The sequence below is a fragment of the Robiginitalea sp. SC105 genome (genome assembly GCF_014243345.1).
Taxonomy (GTDB): domain Bacteria; phylum Bacteroidota; class Bacteroidia; order Flavobacteriales; family Flavobacteriaceae; genus Robiginitalea.
In genome coordinates this window covers 1,662,682-1,676,906 of record NZ_JACLZF010000001.1, presented here as the reverse complement: position 1 = coordinate 1,676,906, position 14,225 = coordinate 1,662,682, and the positions used below count along the sequence as shown (strand labels likewise).

Below are 14,225 nucleotides of genomic sequence, written 5' to 3'. Positions count from 1 at the left end.
GGCTGAACAGCTGACCTGCCAGCCGAATAGCTGGCCGGGCATCTGACTTCCTGGCGCGGGATCGGCCGATGACCCGACAAACCACCGTTGGCTCTGCCAAAAAACGAGTATCTTTTCGCCCGTACTGAAACTGCCAACCATGGACGAACCACTTATTACCAACGACGCGATTGTCTTTGGCCTGCTTGCCTGTTGCCTGGGCTTTGTTTTCTATACCTCGGGGATCGGTAAGGGATTCTGGGGGAAATTCTACAACATTGTCCCGGCCATCCTGCTTTGTTATATGCTTCCAGCTGTTTTTTCGAGTCTGGGGATCATATCGGGGGATACTTCCCGACTGTATTTCATGGCGAGCAGGTACCTGTTGCCGGCCGCTCTGGTCCTGATGACCCTCAGTATCGACCTGAAGGCGATCCGTAACCTCGGGTCCAAAGCGCTGATCATGTTCCTGACCGGTACGGTGGGGATTGTCCTGGGGGGGCCGCTGGCCATCCTCCTGGTTTCTGCCATCTCGCCGGAGACGGTTGGCGGGGTCGGTTTTGATGCCGTCTGGCGGGGCCTGGCGACCATTGCCGGCAGCTGGATCGGTGGCGGGGCCAACCAGGCCGCCATGCTCGAAATATTTCGCTTCAACCCGGATCGGTTCGGGGAAATGGTGCTGGTGGATATCCTGGTGGCCAACCTCTGGATGGCCATCCTGCTGCTGGGCGTGGGCAAGACCCGGCGGATTGACCGGTGGCTCAAGGCGGATGCCTCCTCCATTGAGGTGTTGAAAAAAAAGGTGACGGAGTTTTCTGAGCGGATCACCCGGGTACCCACCCTGAATGATTATATGGTTCTGCTTTTCCTGGCATTTGCTGCGGTTGGTCTGGCCCACTGGGCGGGGGGTTACCTGAGTGCGGCCCTCAGCGAAGGGTCCCGGCTGGTTAGCGACCCCAAAAGCTTCTTATCGTTCCTGAGCGGGGAGTTCTTCTGGATGATTGTTTTGGCAACCCTGTTCGGGATTGCCCTCTCCTTTACGCCGGCCCGGAATTACGAAGGGGCGGGTGCCAGTAAAATTGGTGGTGTCTTCATCTATATCCTGGTGGCGACCATTGGCATGCAGATGGACCTGAGCCGGATCCTGGAAAACCCGGGGTTGCTGCTGCTGGGGCTGATCTGGATCGGTTTCCACGCCGGGTTGCTGATCCTGGTGGCCAAACTGATCCGTGCCCCGTTCTTTTTCCTGGCCGTGGGGAGCCAGGCCAATGTAGGAGGCGCGGCCTCTGCCCCGGTTGTGGCAGCAGAATTCCATCCCTCCCTGAGCTCGGTGGGCGTATTGCTCGCCGTACTGGGTTATGTGGTGGGGACCGGCGGGGCACTCGCATGCGCCTACCTGATGGAGGTTGTTGCCCCGGCCGCCGGATAGTACTTAACCGGCCTTCCGGGATTGGAAAAAAAATGGCATCTTTGCCGCGCTAATATTCAAGGATGAAAAAACGGATTCTGATCGCGGCAGCGGGCCTGTTGCTTGTAGCCTGCGGACCTGACAGGGCTTCAGATGAGCTCATTGTGGAGGGGAATGTGAGAGGGCTGAAAAAAGGGACGCTTTACCTGCAGCAGGTTGCAGATACCACCCTGGTGAACCTGGATTCCATTTTGGTCAGCGGGACCGGAGAATTCCGGCTGAGCAGCCCGGTTGACGGTGCCGACATCTATTACCTCTACCTGGATAAGGCAGACAACAACCAGTTGAATGACCGGATCATCTTTTTTGCAGAACCCGGCACTATACGCATCGATACGCGTTGGGATGAATTCGAAACGGCTGCAAATATTACGGGGTCGGCTGCCAATGAGAAATTTGCCGAATACCGCAAAGTGCAGTCCCGGTACCACGTACAGCAATTGGAACTGGCAAGAGCCATGGGGGAATTGCAACGCCCTGCCGACAGCGCGGCCCTGGATTCACTGGATCGCGCAGGGGAGCGGTTGACGCTCCGGTCCTACCTGTATGCGCTGAATTTTGCGATGAACAACACGGATTCTTACCTGGCCCCCTTTGTAGCGATTACCGAGGTTTCGGATGCGAACCCGAAATACCTGGATTCCATCTACCAGGCACTCCCGCCGGACATAGCGGCCTCCAAATACGGAAAGCAGTTAAAGGAATTACTGGAAGAATAGAACGCAAAAGGTCCATGCGACCCTCTTTCCTGATGGATCCTGAAATCCCCTGCCCGGTTTACCGCCCTTTGCAAAAAAAAAAATCGGATCAGGCGAGTTTGTTGACACGGTCCACCAGTTGGGTGGCCTCCTTTTCCAGGGTTTGGCGAACGCCTTTCAGGTGTTTTTTCCGGTCTTCTACGTCCTTTTTGTTGACTTCTGCAATCAGTGAATCAAAGGTGTCGATTGCCTTGTCGATAATTTCGGACCCTTCTTTTGAGCCTTCCTGGTTACTGCTCTGCTCGGCGATATAGACCGCCTCGATAATGCCGCCCAAAACGCTGTTGATATCTTTCTTGAGATCCCGGATGGTTGCCATGGTGCTAGATTTATGCCAAAAATACAACTTCCGCCCGAACCGGTACGTATCTTTTTCAGACGGTTACCTCCAGTAATTCACACTTCCGGGTGGCGAGGTGCAGATGCCTGCATGCAGCAGGGAGCATCAGGGTCTCCCCGGCCCGGAAATAAACTGCCGTATCCCCCGCCGTCAGGGTAGCTTCCCCTGAAGTGCACAGGTAGATGGTGAAGGCATCCCCGTTGAAACTGCGTTCCATGTCCCGGTCCAGCTTGAGGTAGCGGGTAGTAAAATACGGGCTGCTGGCCACCTCGTTGACTTTATTGGGTTCCGCACTGTAATCCAGGATAAAATCCTCCCGACGCTCGTAATCGATGGCATCCAGTGCCAGTTCCGTATGCAGTTCACGAAGGTTCCCGTCTTCGTCCCGCCGGTTGAAATCGTACACCCGGTAGGTGACGTCGGAACTCTGCTGGATCTCCGCCAGCAGGATGCCCCCGCCGATTGCATGGATTTTACCGCTGTTGATGAAATACGCGTCCCCGGGAGAAACGTTCTGGTAATGCAACAGCTGCGGAAGTTTCCCTGCATCGAGCGCTTCCTGGTAGGCCTCCCGGGACACGTCCTCTTTAAAGCCAATGATCAGCTGGGCTCCGGGGTCCGCATCCATGATATACCACATCTCGGTTTTGCCGAAACTGTTATGGCGTTTTCGGGCGAGCGTATCTCCCGGGTGAAGTTGTATGGAAAGGTCCAGGCGGGCATCGATAAATTTGATAAGGATTGGGAATTCCCGTCCGAAACGATCCAGTACACGGCTTCCCAGCAGTCCTTCAGGGTCCATTTCGATAAGTTCCGGCAGGCTCTTCCCGGCGTAAGGGCCATTGCTGAGCACAGTACCATCCCCGGGTACGCCGGAAATTTCCCAGCTTTCACCCACGCGGTCCCCGCTTACCCCTTTTTTAAGGACCGTTTGCAATTTGGTGCCACCCCACAGGCGCTCCTTGAAGATCGGTCTGAATTTCAGGGGATAGATTTCCATTGGTTTCTTATTAGAAGTCCTGCCAAAAGATACGGTTTCGCGGATTTATCCGCCGAAGGTTACAAAATTACGGGGGGTTTCGTACAAAGTAACCTCCAGGTCGCAGGCAGGTTTCAGGTGCGGGCGGAGTTTGTTCCAGATCACGACGGCAATATTCTCTGCCGTGGGATTCAGGTCCCGGAATTCCGGGACTTCCTCATTCAGGTTTTTATGGTCCAGGGCCTCCTCCACTTCGTTGCGGATGAGTGTTTTCAGGACGCTCATGTCCACCACAAAGCCCGTCTCGGGATCGATGGGCCCGGTAACGCTCACCACCAGTTCGTAATTATGCCCGTGAAACAGAGGGTTGCTGCATTTTCCGAATACTTCCCGGTTGCGCGCGTCATCCCAGTCAGGCCGGTATAGCCGATGGGCTGCATTGAAATGGGCCTTGCGGCTTACTTTTACTTTCATTTGATCAGATTATTTGCGGTGATATACGCATAGAACCGGTCAAAAATGATCCGGAACCAGGCCGTATAGCGGTCCGGGTGGGTCCTCATGTCTTCCCGGATATCCTCCAGCCTCATCCATTTCCAGGCAGCGACCTCATCCGGATTGAGTTGGGGTTCCCCATCGAAATAACCAAGGAGCACATGGTCGAGTTCGTGCTCGGTGAGCCCATTGTCAAAAGGGGCCTTGTAGATAAAGGAAAACAGGTCCTGCAGGTCGGTCTTGAAACCCATCTCCTCCATCAGCCGGCGCTTGCCAGCCCCGATATTGGTTTCCCCAACCCGCTGGTGGCTGCAACAGGTGTTGGTCCACAGCAAGGGGGAGTGGTACTTGTGGGCAGCCCGCTGCTGCAGCATGGTCTCCCCTTTTTCATTGAGTATAAAAACGGAAAATGCCCGGTGCAGCCGGGCCTTTTCGTGCGCCTCCATTTTGGGCATGGTGCCGAGGACTTCGTCCTGTTCATTTACCAGTATGACTTCTTCTTCCATAACGCCCCAAAAATACGGCCTTTGGGGTATTTTTGGGTTAAGAGGTTCATAAAATGTGGGGAATGGGCCTCCCCTCCCACCCAAAATCAAGGTAGCCCCCACTGCTGCAAACCGCAAGCAGTACGCATCCTTGCAGGAAACTCAGAAGAACCTGGGCGATTTGATATTGCCAACCATCCGAAGAAAATCGTACCTGAGGATCACCTCAAAGGAACCGTCGTTAAAGGCCGCACTTCCGAGCTCCGTGATCTCCCGGTCATAGGCAAGGCCCACCATGAAGGAGCGGGATATATTAAACCCGACCATTCCGCTGAAAGCCGCATCCCAGCGGTATGCTGCCCCGAAAATAAAGGTTTCATTATACATGAAGTTGGCAGAAACATCCACCTGTACAGGCGCTCCCAGCGTGGCCTTGGTCAGCAGGCTTGGCTTGAATTTCCACAGCGGGTCAAAATCCCAGACATAACCCGTGATAAAGTAGAAATTCAACTGCTCCCGGGCTGTGGAAAGGGAGGACTGGTCAAAATGGCTGGTCTGCAGAAACCTGGGTACAGAGAGGCCCGCATAGAAATGCTCGGTATGGTAATAAACCCCTGCCCCCACATTCGGAGAAAGGCGGTTCTGGATGTCGGATTGCAACTGGGCATCCGGGAAATTCGGATCCGTATTGAGCTCGGAAAACCGGATATCCAGTAAATGGACGCTTCCCTTGAGCCCAAAGCTCAATCGCTGCTCGGGCCCTACCTGAAGCGTATAGGAAAAATCCCCGTCAAAATAGGTTTCCGAAGTCGGTCCGATCTGGTCGTTGACGATGGAAAGCCCCAGGCCCACCCCTCGGTATCCAACAGGGGAATGGAGGTTGAATGTCTGAGTTTTTGGGGCCCCGTCGAGGCCCACCCACTGGGAGCGGTAGAGTGCAGCAATGCTGAGGTTTCCCCGCGACCCGGCATACCCGGGGTTGATCGAAACCGTGTTGTACATGTACTGGGTATACTGCGCATCCTGTTGTCCGAAAACCCCGGAAAAAAAGCATAGCAATCCCATTGAAAGGAAGACTTTCAGAAATTTGCCAGGTGGTTCAAAAATCATATGCAGTCCCATGCTTTTATCGGTTTAGGTACAGGTATCCGGTTCGTGTGCGCATAATGCCATTCTCATCTTCGAAATCCAGGATATAGAAATAGGTCCCGACCGGAAGTTTATTGTCCTGGGCAACGGTTGCCCGCCCCTGGGAAGTTCCATCGAATACGTTGCCCTGGGTATCGTAAGCACGAGTGGTGAACACCAGTACCCCCCATCGGTTGTAAATGCGGATGGTGTTGTTCGGGAAATCCTGGATGCCTGCAATGCTCAGGTAGTCGTGCGCACCGTCCCCATTGGGCGTAACCACATTGTATATTTCCAGGTCTTCTGCCGAACTGTTCGGTTCCAGGTAATCCGGGATGCCATCCCCATCTATGTCGTCATTGTAGAAGAGCCCGTCATTGTTCGCGTCTTCTCCGGCAGTCGGAATTTGGTCGTTATCGTCATCCGTATCCCTGTAGTCGAGTTCCCCATCGGAATCTGTATCCGGGAGGTCATTGATGGGATCGTCCTTTTCGTCATTTACATCTGTGTCGATGGCCGTTGTACCCTCGAATCCGTCATCCAGGCCATCGCCATCCTTGTCCGACCCCACGATCACATTCTCCGCAATGCCATCCATATCCGTGTCATTGGCCTCTATGCTATCCGGAACCCCGTCGTTATCGCTATCGCTGTCCACGTAATCGGGAATTCCATCCCCATCCGTGTCTTCAGGAACAATACCGACCGCGCCGCCATTTTCATAGGCATCATCCAGGCCGTTCATGTTGGCGTCCGTTCCCCCCGGCGGTATGTATCCGGCGGTGGATTGCCCTTCCACGTTATCCGGTATCCCATCGTCATCACTGTCGATATCCCTGTAGTCCGGGATCCCGTCCCCATCGGTATCCGTGGGATTGGTAGCTGGATTTCCGTCACCGTCCGGATCCAGGTCCTCAAAGCTGTCCACAATCCCATCGTCGTCTGTATCAATATCCAATCCACCGGGGTTTACGATTACTGTTACGGTTGCCGTACTGCAGTTGCCCAGATCGTCACAGACGGTATAGGTAAAGGCATCGGAACCCACAAAGCCGAAATCGGGTGTATAGGTCGGTATATAGTTGCGGGGATCGCCGGGTGTTCCCCCGTCATCCCAAACGACCGTGCCATTGGTCGGGGCCGTCGAAGTCACCGTGCCCGATGCGGGCAGGTCATTGTCATTGCTCATTACATCCCACTGTACGGGTGTATTTTCCGTAGTGGCCATTGCGTCATCGATGGCGTCCACAATCGGGTTTACCGTTACCGTAACCGTGGCCGTACTGCAATCGCCGGATGTGTTGCAAACGGTATAATCAAAGGAATCCATCCCATTAAAATCAGGGTCGGGCGTATATGTAAGCGTATCATCCGTCGGGTCGTTGGGCGTGCCATTCTGGTTGATGATTACGGCACCACCCGCTGGATTGGTGGCGGTAAGTGAGCCGCTGACCGGAAGGTTGCTGTCGTTGTTGTAAATGGGGATTACCACTGCAATATCTTCGTCCGTGACTGCGGCATCATCCACCAGGATCGCGGCCTGCTGCATACATACAATTGTAAATGACGGGAGGGGCATACTCACACCTGCCTTGATAACCGAGGCGGTATACGTAGTAACATTCTGGTCTGCGATCACCACCGGGCGCAAGGGATCCCCTCCTACCGCCGGATTCCAGGATACACTGGCGCCGCCGTTCACATTGGCGGAAATATCCAGGGTTACCTCGTTGTCGGGGCTGCTGCAATCCGTCAAAATGAAATATCCTGTGGCATTCGAGCCACAGAGTGTCCCGTCATAGGTCGCAAAATAGATTCCAGGTTGGGTGGCCTCGTAGAAGAAGTCTGTCCCCAGTACCGTTCCCATATCCGAGGCCTCGTACCAACGATAGTTCGATTCATCCCCTGCGCTGGGTGCCTGAAGCAGGAATTGCCCCTGAGCCTGGAAAATTCCCAGGAAAAGGAACAAAATCCCTGTTCTTAATGCGGTATGAAGCTGCTTGGATTTCAAGAATTATGGATGGGTTGTAAGGGTTACTTAACTACAAAAACCACGTTGATCAGCGCATTGTAATCCGCAGGCTGCCCGATAATGTCGTAGGTGAGCACCCCATTCGCATCGATGCTCATATTCGCAAATACGGTCGGGTCTGCATAGGTGACATAATAGTATAGTTCACTGGCGGCATAGGTAGGCAATGCGGCGGGTGCCCCGGCACTTGCAACGGCCGGTGTCCCGAATTGAGCGATGTATTGGGCATAAAGATTTTCCGTCAAGCCCGTGCCATTTGCCGATGCGTCGATCGCAATGGATGGCGGATAGAAAATCCTGGCTGCTTTCGAGGTGATCGGGGCTATCGCATTGATCACTTCCTGTACATTGGTTTCGCTGGTCGGGGAGGTTTCACCTCCTTCGTCCACATCAATGGGTGTCCTTAGGAGGACCTCATCGTCATATTGATCGTCACTGCCCAGGCTGGATAATGGCACGGAGAGCGTGCTCCCCGCATCGGTAATTTCCAGGTTGGCCCCGTTTACCGCAAAGGTCGTGTTGTATTCGTTGGTCGGGTCTGCGTCGGCATCGTCTACCAAAGCGGTAAGGTCCACACTCGCAGAGCTGCCGTCTTCGATATCGATTTGGAGCGTATTGCCCGTCAGGCTCGCACCCGTCAGGTTCTGGTCGTCCGTGCTGCCCGCAGCCAGTTCGGCCAGGGCTCCTTCCACATCGCCCGAGGTAAAGTTCCCCCCCGCATCCGCAATGGTTACTTCCGTAGCAGTCTGGTCGTCGGTATTGTCAAGGTAGCCGGAGAGGTCTACCGTAGTGGCATCCCCGGTCAGGCTCAGCGTGTTGCCGGTCAGGCTCATGTCCTGGATTTCATTGGTCGGATCCGCGTCTGCGTCATCGACGTTCAGGTTGAGCGTATTGCCGTTCTCGATCTGGATATTTCCGGCTGCTCCGCTGGTGGAGAGGATCTGGTCGTCACTGCCCAGGTTTGCTAACGGTACGGAGAGCGTGCTGCCCGCATCGGTGATTTCCAGGTTGGCCCCGTTTACCGCAAAGGTCGTGTTGTATTCGTTGGTAGCGTCGTTGTCGTTATCTGCCACCGAAATGGTGCCTCCGCCATCGGAGAGGGTCACATCCGTGCCCGTCTGGCTCAGGGTCTGCAATTCGTTGGTAGGGTCCGCGTCGGCGTCATCCACCAAAGCAGTAAGATCCACACTCGTAGAGCTGCCGCCTTCGATATCGATTTGGAGGGTGTTGCCCGTCAGGCTCGCGCCGGTCAGGTTCTGATCGTCTGTGCTACCCGCGGCCAGTTCGGCCAGGGCACCTTCCACATCGCCTGAGGTAAAGTTCCCCCCGGCATCCGCAATGGTTACTTCCGTGGCTGTCTGGTCGTCCGTGTTGTCCAGGTAGCCGGAGAGGTCTACCGTAGTGGCATCCCCGGTCAGGCTCAGCGTGTTGCCGGTCAGGCTCATGTCCTGGATTTCATTGGTCGGGTCGGCGTCGGCGTCATTGACGTTCAGGTTGAGCGTATTGCCGTTCTCTATCTGGATATTTCCGGCTGCCCCGCTGGTGGAGAGGATCTGGTCATCGCTTCCCATGTTTGCTAACGGTACAGAGAGCGTGCTGCCCGCATCGGTGATTTCCAGGTTGGCCCCGTTTACCGCAAAGGCCGTGTTGTATTCGTTGGTCGAATCATTGTCGTTATCCGCCACCGAAATGGTGCCTCCGCCATCGGAGAGGGTCACATCCGTGCCCGTCTGGCTCAGGGTCTGTAATTCGTTAGTTGGGTCCGCGTCGGCGTCATCTACCAAAGCGGTAAGGTCCACACTCGTAGAGCTGCCGTCTTCGATATCGATTTGAAGCGTGTTACCCGTCAGGCTCGCGCCGGTCAGGTTCTGATCGTCTGTGCTACCCGCGGCCAGTTCGGCCAGGGCGCCTTCCACATCGCCTGAGGTAAAGTTCCCCCCGGCATCCGCAATGGTTACTTCAGTAGCAGTCTGATCGTCCGTGTTGTCCAGGTAGCCGGAAAGGTCTACCGTAGTGGCATCCCCGGTCAGGCTCAGCGTGTTGCCTGAAAGGCTCATGTCCTGGATCTCGTTAGTCGAATCGTTGTCGTTATCCGCCACCGAAATGGTGCCTCCGCCATCGGAGAGGGTCACATCCGTGCCCGTCTGGCTCAGGGTCTGCAATTCGTTGGTTACATCCCCATCCACTTCAGTACCGGTTACCACATAAGGATCGGCTGATGTTCCACTGCCCGTGACCACATTGATGCCTCCTCCGTTTACTACCGTCTCAGATCCATCTGCCACGGCTACCGACAGGTCGTAATCCGAACCGGATGGGGTCAGAGTTACCGAACCGTCCGAGGAGGTCAGTGCCTGAATCTCGTTGGTCGGGTCCGCGTCTGCGTCATCTACCAAAGCGGTAAGGTCCACACTCGCAGAGCTGCCGTCTTCGATATCGATTTGGAGGGTGTTGCCTGTAAGGCTGGCACCGGTCAGGTTCTGGTCGTCTGTGCTACCAGCGGCCAGTTCGGCCAGGGCACCTTCCACATCACCTGAGGTAAAGTTCCCCCCCGCATCCGCAATGGTTACTTCCGTAGCAGTCTGGTCGTCGGTATTGTCAAGGTAGCCGGAGAGGTCTACCGTAGTGGCATCCCCGGTCAGACTCAATGTGTTGCCTGAAAGGCTCATGTCCTGGATTTCATTGGTCGGGTCTGCGTCGGCGTCATTGACGTTCAGGTTGAGCGTATTGCCGTTCTCTATCTGGATATTTCCGGCTGCCCCGCTGGTGGAGAGGATCTGGTCGTCACTTCCCAGGTTTGCTAACGGTACGGAGAGCGTGCTGCCCGCATCGGTGATTTCCAGGTTGGCCCCGTTTACCGCAAAGGCCGTGTTGTATTCGTTGGTCGAATCATTGTCGTTATCCGCCACCGAAATGGTGCCTCCTCCGTCGGAGAGGGTCACATCCGTGCCCGTCTGGCTCAGGGTCTGCAATTCGTTGGTTACATCCCCATCCACTTCAGTACCGGTTACCACATAAGGATCGGCTGATGTTCCACTGCCCGTGACCACATTGATGCCTCCTCCGTTTACTACCGTCTCAGATCCATCTGCCACGGCTACCGACAGGTCGTAATCCGAACCAGATGGGGTCAGGGTTATCGAACCGTCCGAGGAGGTCAGTGTCTGGATCTCGTTGGTCGGATCCGCGTCGGCGTCATCTACCAAAGCGGTAAGGTCCAAACTCGCAGAGCTGCCGCCTTCGATATCGATTTGGAGGGTATTACCCGTCAGGCTCGCACCCGTCAGGTTCTGGTCGTCCGTGCTGCCCGCAGCCAGTTCGGCCAGGGCTCCTTCCACATCACCTGAGGTAAAGTTCCCCCCCGCATCCGCAATGGTTACTTCCGTAGCAGTCTGGTCGTCGGTTTCCGTAAAGGTGGTTACCGTGCCGTCCTCTGATGTATAGGTAAAGCTGCCATTTCCATTGTCTGCCAGGGTGGTCACCGTCTCATTGATATCTGTCGAAGATCCACCGGCATCGGTTACCGTGGCAATGCGGTTGCCCGTAACGGTATTGGAGATGGCAATGCCATTCGTATTGATCGTTACATCTGAGCCGTCATTGTTGGTAAAAGTATAGGTACCATTCCCGTTGTCTGTGACATCGGCCTTGCTGACCGTCTGGGACACCCCATTCTCATTGACATAGGTGAAGGATCCGTCATTGTTGTCCGTCAGGTTAGTGACGGTTTCTGATATGGTTACCGAGGCTACATTCAAATAAAGTGCTCCGTCAGAACCGGCAGTAATATCATTATTTGCATCCGCACTCACCAAATTGGCGGATTGCGTTCCCCCCGCATCAGTTATTTCCAACAAGCCGGCATTCATGGCTGCACCCGTGTTGTATTCATTTGAGGGGTCATTGTCGTTATCCGCAACTGAGATGGTACCCCCGCCGTCGGAGAGGGTCACATCCGTGCCCGTCTGGCTCAGGGTCTGAAATTCGTTAGTCGGGTCCGCGTCGGCGTCATCTACCAGGGAGCTCAGATCCACTGTTACATCAGTAGTGCCTTCGCTGATGGTCAGCACATTGCTGCCGTCCAGGGCTGCACCTGTTATATCATCATCGGCAATGGCATCCACATAGGCCTTGGTTGCCGCATCCTGGGCAGCCGTGGGATCCGCAAGGTTCGCAATCGCTGCGCCTCCTGCATCATTGCCCTGGGTCAGTACCCCGGAGAGGTTCTGGATTTCGTTGGTAGCGTCATTGTCGTTATCCGCCACTGAGATGGTACCTCCTCCGTCGGAAAGGGTCACATCCGTGCCCGTCTGGCTCAGGGTCTGCAATTCGTTGGTAGGGTCCGCGTCGGCGTCATCCACCAAAGCGGTAAGGTCCACACTTGTAGAGCTGCCGCCTTCGATATCGATTTGAAGCGTGTTACCCGTTAGGCTCGCACCCGTCAGGTTCTGGTCGTCCGTGCTGCCCGCAGCCAGTTCGGCCAGGGCACCTTCCACATCACCTGAGGTAAAGTTCCCCCCGGCATCCGCAATGGTTACTTCCGTGGCTGTTTGATCGTCCGTGTTGTCCAGGTAGCCGGAAAGGTCTACCGTAGTGGCATCCCCGGTCAGGCTCAGCGTGTTGCCGGTCAGGCTCATGTCCTGGATCTCGTTGGTCGGGTCTGCGTCGGCGTCATTGACGTTCAGGTTGAGCGTATTGCCGTTCTCGATCTGGATATTTCCGGCTGCCCCGCTGGTGGAGAGGATCTGGTCATCGCTTCCCAGGTTTGCTAACGGTACGGAGAGCGTGCTGCCCGCATCGGTGATTTCCAGGTTGGCCCCGTTTACCGCAAAGGCCGTGTTGTATTCGTTGGTCGGGTCCGCGTCGGCATCGTCTACGAGGGCTGAAAGGTCCACACTCGCAGAGCTGCCGTCTTCGATATCGATTTGGAGGGTGTTGCCTGTAAGGCTGGCACCGGTCAGGTTCTGGTCGTCTGTGCTACCAGCGGCCAGTTCGGCCAGGGCACCTTCCACATCGCCTGAGGTAAAGTTCCCCCCCGCATCCGCAATAGTTACTTCCGTAGCAGTCTGGTCGTCGGTTTCCGTAAAGGTGGTTACCGTGCCGTCCTCTGATGTATAGGTAAAGCTGCCATTTCCATTGTCTGCCAGGGTGGTCACCGTCTCATTGATATCTATCGAAGATCCACCGGCATCGGTTACCGTGGCAATACGGTTGCCCGTAACCGTATTGGAGATGGCAATGCCATTCGTATTGATCGTTACATCCGAGCCGTCATTGTTGGTAAAGGTATAAGTGCCATTCCCATTGTCAGTCACATCGGCCTTGCTGACCGTCTGGGACACCCCATTCTCATTGACATAGGTGAAGGATCCGTCATTGTTGTCCGTCAGGTTGGTAACCGTCTCGGCAATAGAAACAGAAGCCACATTTAGATACAATCCACCATCCGAACCAACGACAATATCGTTGTTTGCATCCGAACTGATCATGCTGATTGTAACGGGCGTACCGGCCTCATCCGTATAGGTAAAGGTGGCATCCCCGTTGTCCACCAGGGTGGAAATGGAAGTGTCACTGATGGTAGTGATACTCCCGGCGGCATCTGTAAAAGTATAGGTACCATCACCGTTATCCGCAAGGGCTACAGTACCTGCCAGTGCATTGATCTCGTCGATCGCATCCTGAACGTTGTTCGCGGCAAGTCCGGATCCACTGTTATCGTAGGGGTTGCTGGCGGCTTCCGTAAATATCTGCTGGATGTTCCCGTCCTCATCTGTATAAGAATAGGTTCCCCCTCCGGCATCTACCAGCGAACTGGTAGTCTCCGTAAAGGTGGTGACCGTGCCGTCTTCCGAGGTGTAGGTAAAGCTGCCATCCCCGTTATCCACAAGAGTAGTTACCGTGTTGTTCGTGTCGATGGTCACCGAGGTGCCGAAATCGTCCGTAAGCGTATAGGTGCCGTCTGCATTATCCAGTACCGTGGCGATCTTCGCATCGAAGATCGTGGTGGCCCCGTTCTCATCCGTGTAGGTGAAGGTGCCGTCCCCATTATCGGCCAGCGAGCTGGTATTCTCCGTAAAGGTGGTGACCGTGCCATCCTCCGAGGTGTAGGTAAAGCTCCCGTCTCCGTTGTCCACCAGGGTGGTTACCGTGTTGTTCGTGTCGATGGTCACCGAGGTGCCGAAGTCGTCCGTAAGCGTATAGGTGCCGTCGGCGTTGTCCAGTACCGTGGCGATCTTCGCATCGAAGATCGTGGTGGCCCCGTTCTCATCCGTGTAGGTGAAGGTGCCGTCCCCATTATCGGCCAGCGAGCTGGTGGTCTCCGTAAAGGTGGTGACCGTGCCGTCTTCCGAGGTGTAGGTAAAACTGCCATCCCCGTTGTCCACCAGGGTGGTTACCGTGTTGTTCGTGTCGATGGTCACCGAGGTGCCGAAGTCATCCGTAAGCGTATAGGTGCCGTCGGCGTTGTCCAGTACCGTGGCGATCTTCGCATCGAAGATCGTGGTGGCCCCGTTCTCATCCGTGTAAGTGAAGGTGCCGTCCCCGTTGTCCGTAAGGGTG

At 55.3% G+C, this 14,225-nt stretch carries 9 protein-coding genes; 2 read left to right on the top strand and 7 right to left on the bottom strand.

Annotated elements, in window-relative coordinates; translation table 11 throughout:
• The first annotated feature begins 139 nt into the window (after positions 1 to 139).
• Together H7F20_RS07430 and H7F20_RS07425 are read left to right on the top strand one after the other, a co-directional pair.
• Positions 140 to 1,408 (top strand): DUF819 domain-containing protein, encoded by a 1,269-nt coding sequence (locus H7F20_RS07430; RefSeq protein ID WP_185785468.1) that lies wholly within the window; start codon positions 140 to 142, stop codon positions 1,406 to 1,408.
• A 62-nt stretch (positions 1,409 to 1,470) separates the two neighbouring features.
• Positions 1,471 to 2,166, top strand: coding sequence for a DUF4369 domain-containing protein (locus H7F20_RS07425; protein ID WP_185785467.1), 696 nt, complete (start codon positions 1,471 to 1,473; stop codon positions 2,164 to 2,166).
• Positions 2,167 to 2,254: 88 nt separating this feature from the next.
• Here H7F20_RS07425 and H7F20_RS07420 read toward each other — a convergent pair whose 3' ends face one another.
• The 7 genes from H7F20_RS07420 to H7F20_RS07390 all read right to left on the bottom strand — a co-directional run.
• Positions 2,255 to 2,524: a hypothetical protein gene (locus H7F20_RS07420; RefSeq protein WP_185785466.1), complete on the bottom strand. Its 270-nt coding sequence runs from the start codon at positions 2,522 to 2,524 to the stop codon at positions 2,255 to 2,257.
• A 55-nt stretch (positions 2,525 to 2,579) separates the two neighbouring features.
• Complete coding sequence (locus H7F20_RS07415; RefSeq protein WP_185785855.1) at positions 2,580 to 3,539, bottom strand: type I phosphomannose isomerase catalytic subunit; 960 nt, start codon at positions 3,537 to 3,539, stop codon at positions 2,580 to 2,582.
• Between the two features lie 51 nt (positions 3,540 to 3,590).
• Positions 3,591 to 3,998 carry a 6-carboxytetrahydropterin synthase gene (locus tag H7F20_RS07410; protein WP_185785465.1) on the bottom strand — a complete coding sequence of 136 codons (408 nt, stop codon included), beginning with the start codon at positions 3,996 to 3,998 and terminating at the stop codon, positions 3,591 to 3,593.
• Positions 3,995 to 4,525, bottom strand: coding sequence for an isopentenyl-diphosphate Delta-isomerase (gene idi / locus H7F20_RS07405; RefSeq protein ID WP_185785464.1), 531 nt, complete (start codon positions 4,523 to 4,525; stop codon positions 3,995 to 3,997). The genes H7F20_RS07410 and idi overlap by 4 nt, the downstream gene beginning before the upstream one ends.
• A 141-nt stretch (positions 4,526 to 4,666) precedes the next feature.
• Entirely contained in the window at positions 4,667 to 5,569 is a 903-nt protein-coding gene (locus H7F20_RS07400; RefSeq protein ID WP_185785854.1) for a type IX secretion system membrane protein PorP/SprF, read from the bottom strand.
• Positions 5,570 to 5,630: 61 nt separating this feature from the next.
• Complete coding sequence (locus H7F20_RS07395) at positions 5,631 to 7,601, bottom strand: gliding motility-associated C-terminal domain-containing protein (RefSeq protein ID WP_255444003.1); 1,971 nt, start codon at positions 7,599 to 7,601, stop codon at positions 5,631 to 5,633.
• A 65-nt stretch (positions 7,602 to 7,666) separates the two neighbouring features.
• Positions 7,667 to 14,225: hypothetical protein (locus tag H7F20_RS07390; protein ID WP_185785462.1), on the bottom strand; the 6,559-nt coding region annotated here is incomplete at its 5' end.

Coding starts and splice junctions, on each gene's coding strand:
- H7F20_RS07430 (WP_185785468.1), top strand. CDS start 140: ATGGACGAACCACTTATTACCAACGACGCGATTGTCTTTGGCCTGCTT.
- H7F20_RS07425 (WP_185785467.1), top strand. CDS start 1,471: ATGAAAAAACGGATTCTGATCGCGGCAGCGGGCCTGTTGCTTGTAGCC.
- H7F20_RS07420 (WP_185785466.1), bottom strand. CDS start 2,524: ATGGCAACCATCCGGGATCTCAAGAAAGATATCAACAGCGTTTTGGGC.
- H7F20_RS07410 (WP_185785465.1), bottom strand. CDS start 3,998: ATGAAAGTAAAAGTAAGCCGCAAGGCCCATTTCAATGCAGCCCATCGG.
- idi (WP_185785464.1), bottom strand. CDS start 4,525: ATGGAAGAAGAAGTCATACTGGTAAATGAACAGGACGAAGTCCTCGGC.
- H7F20_RS07400 (WP_185785854.1), bottom strand. CDS start 5,569: ATGGGATTGCTATGCTTTTTTTCCGGGGTTTTCGGACAACAGGATGCG.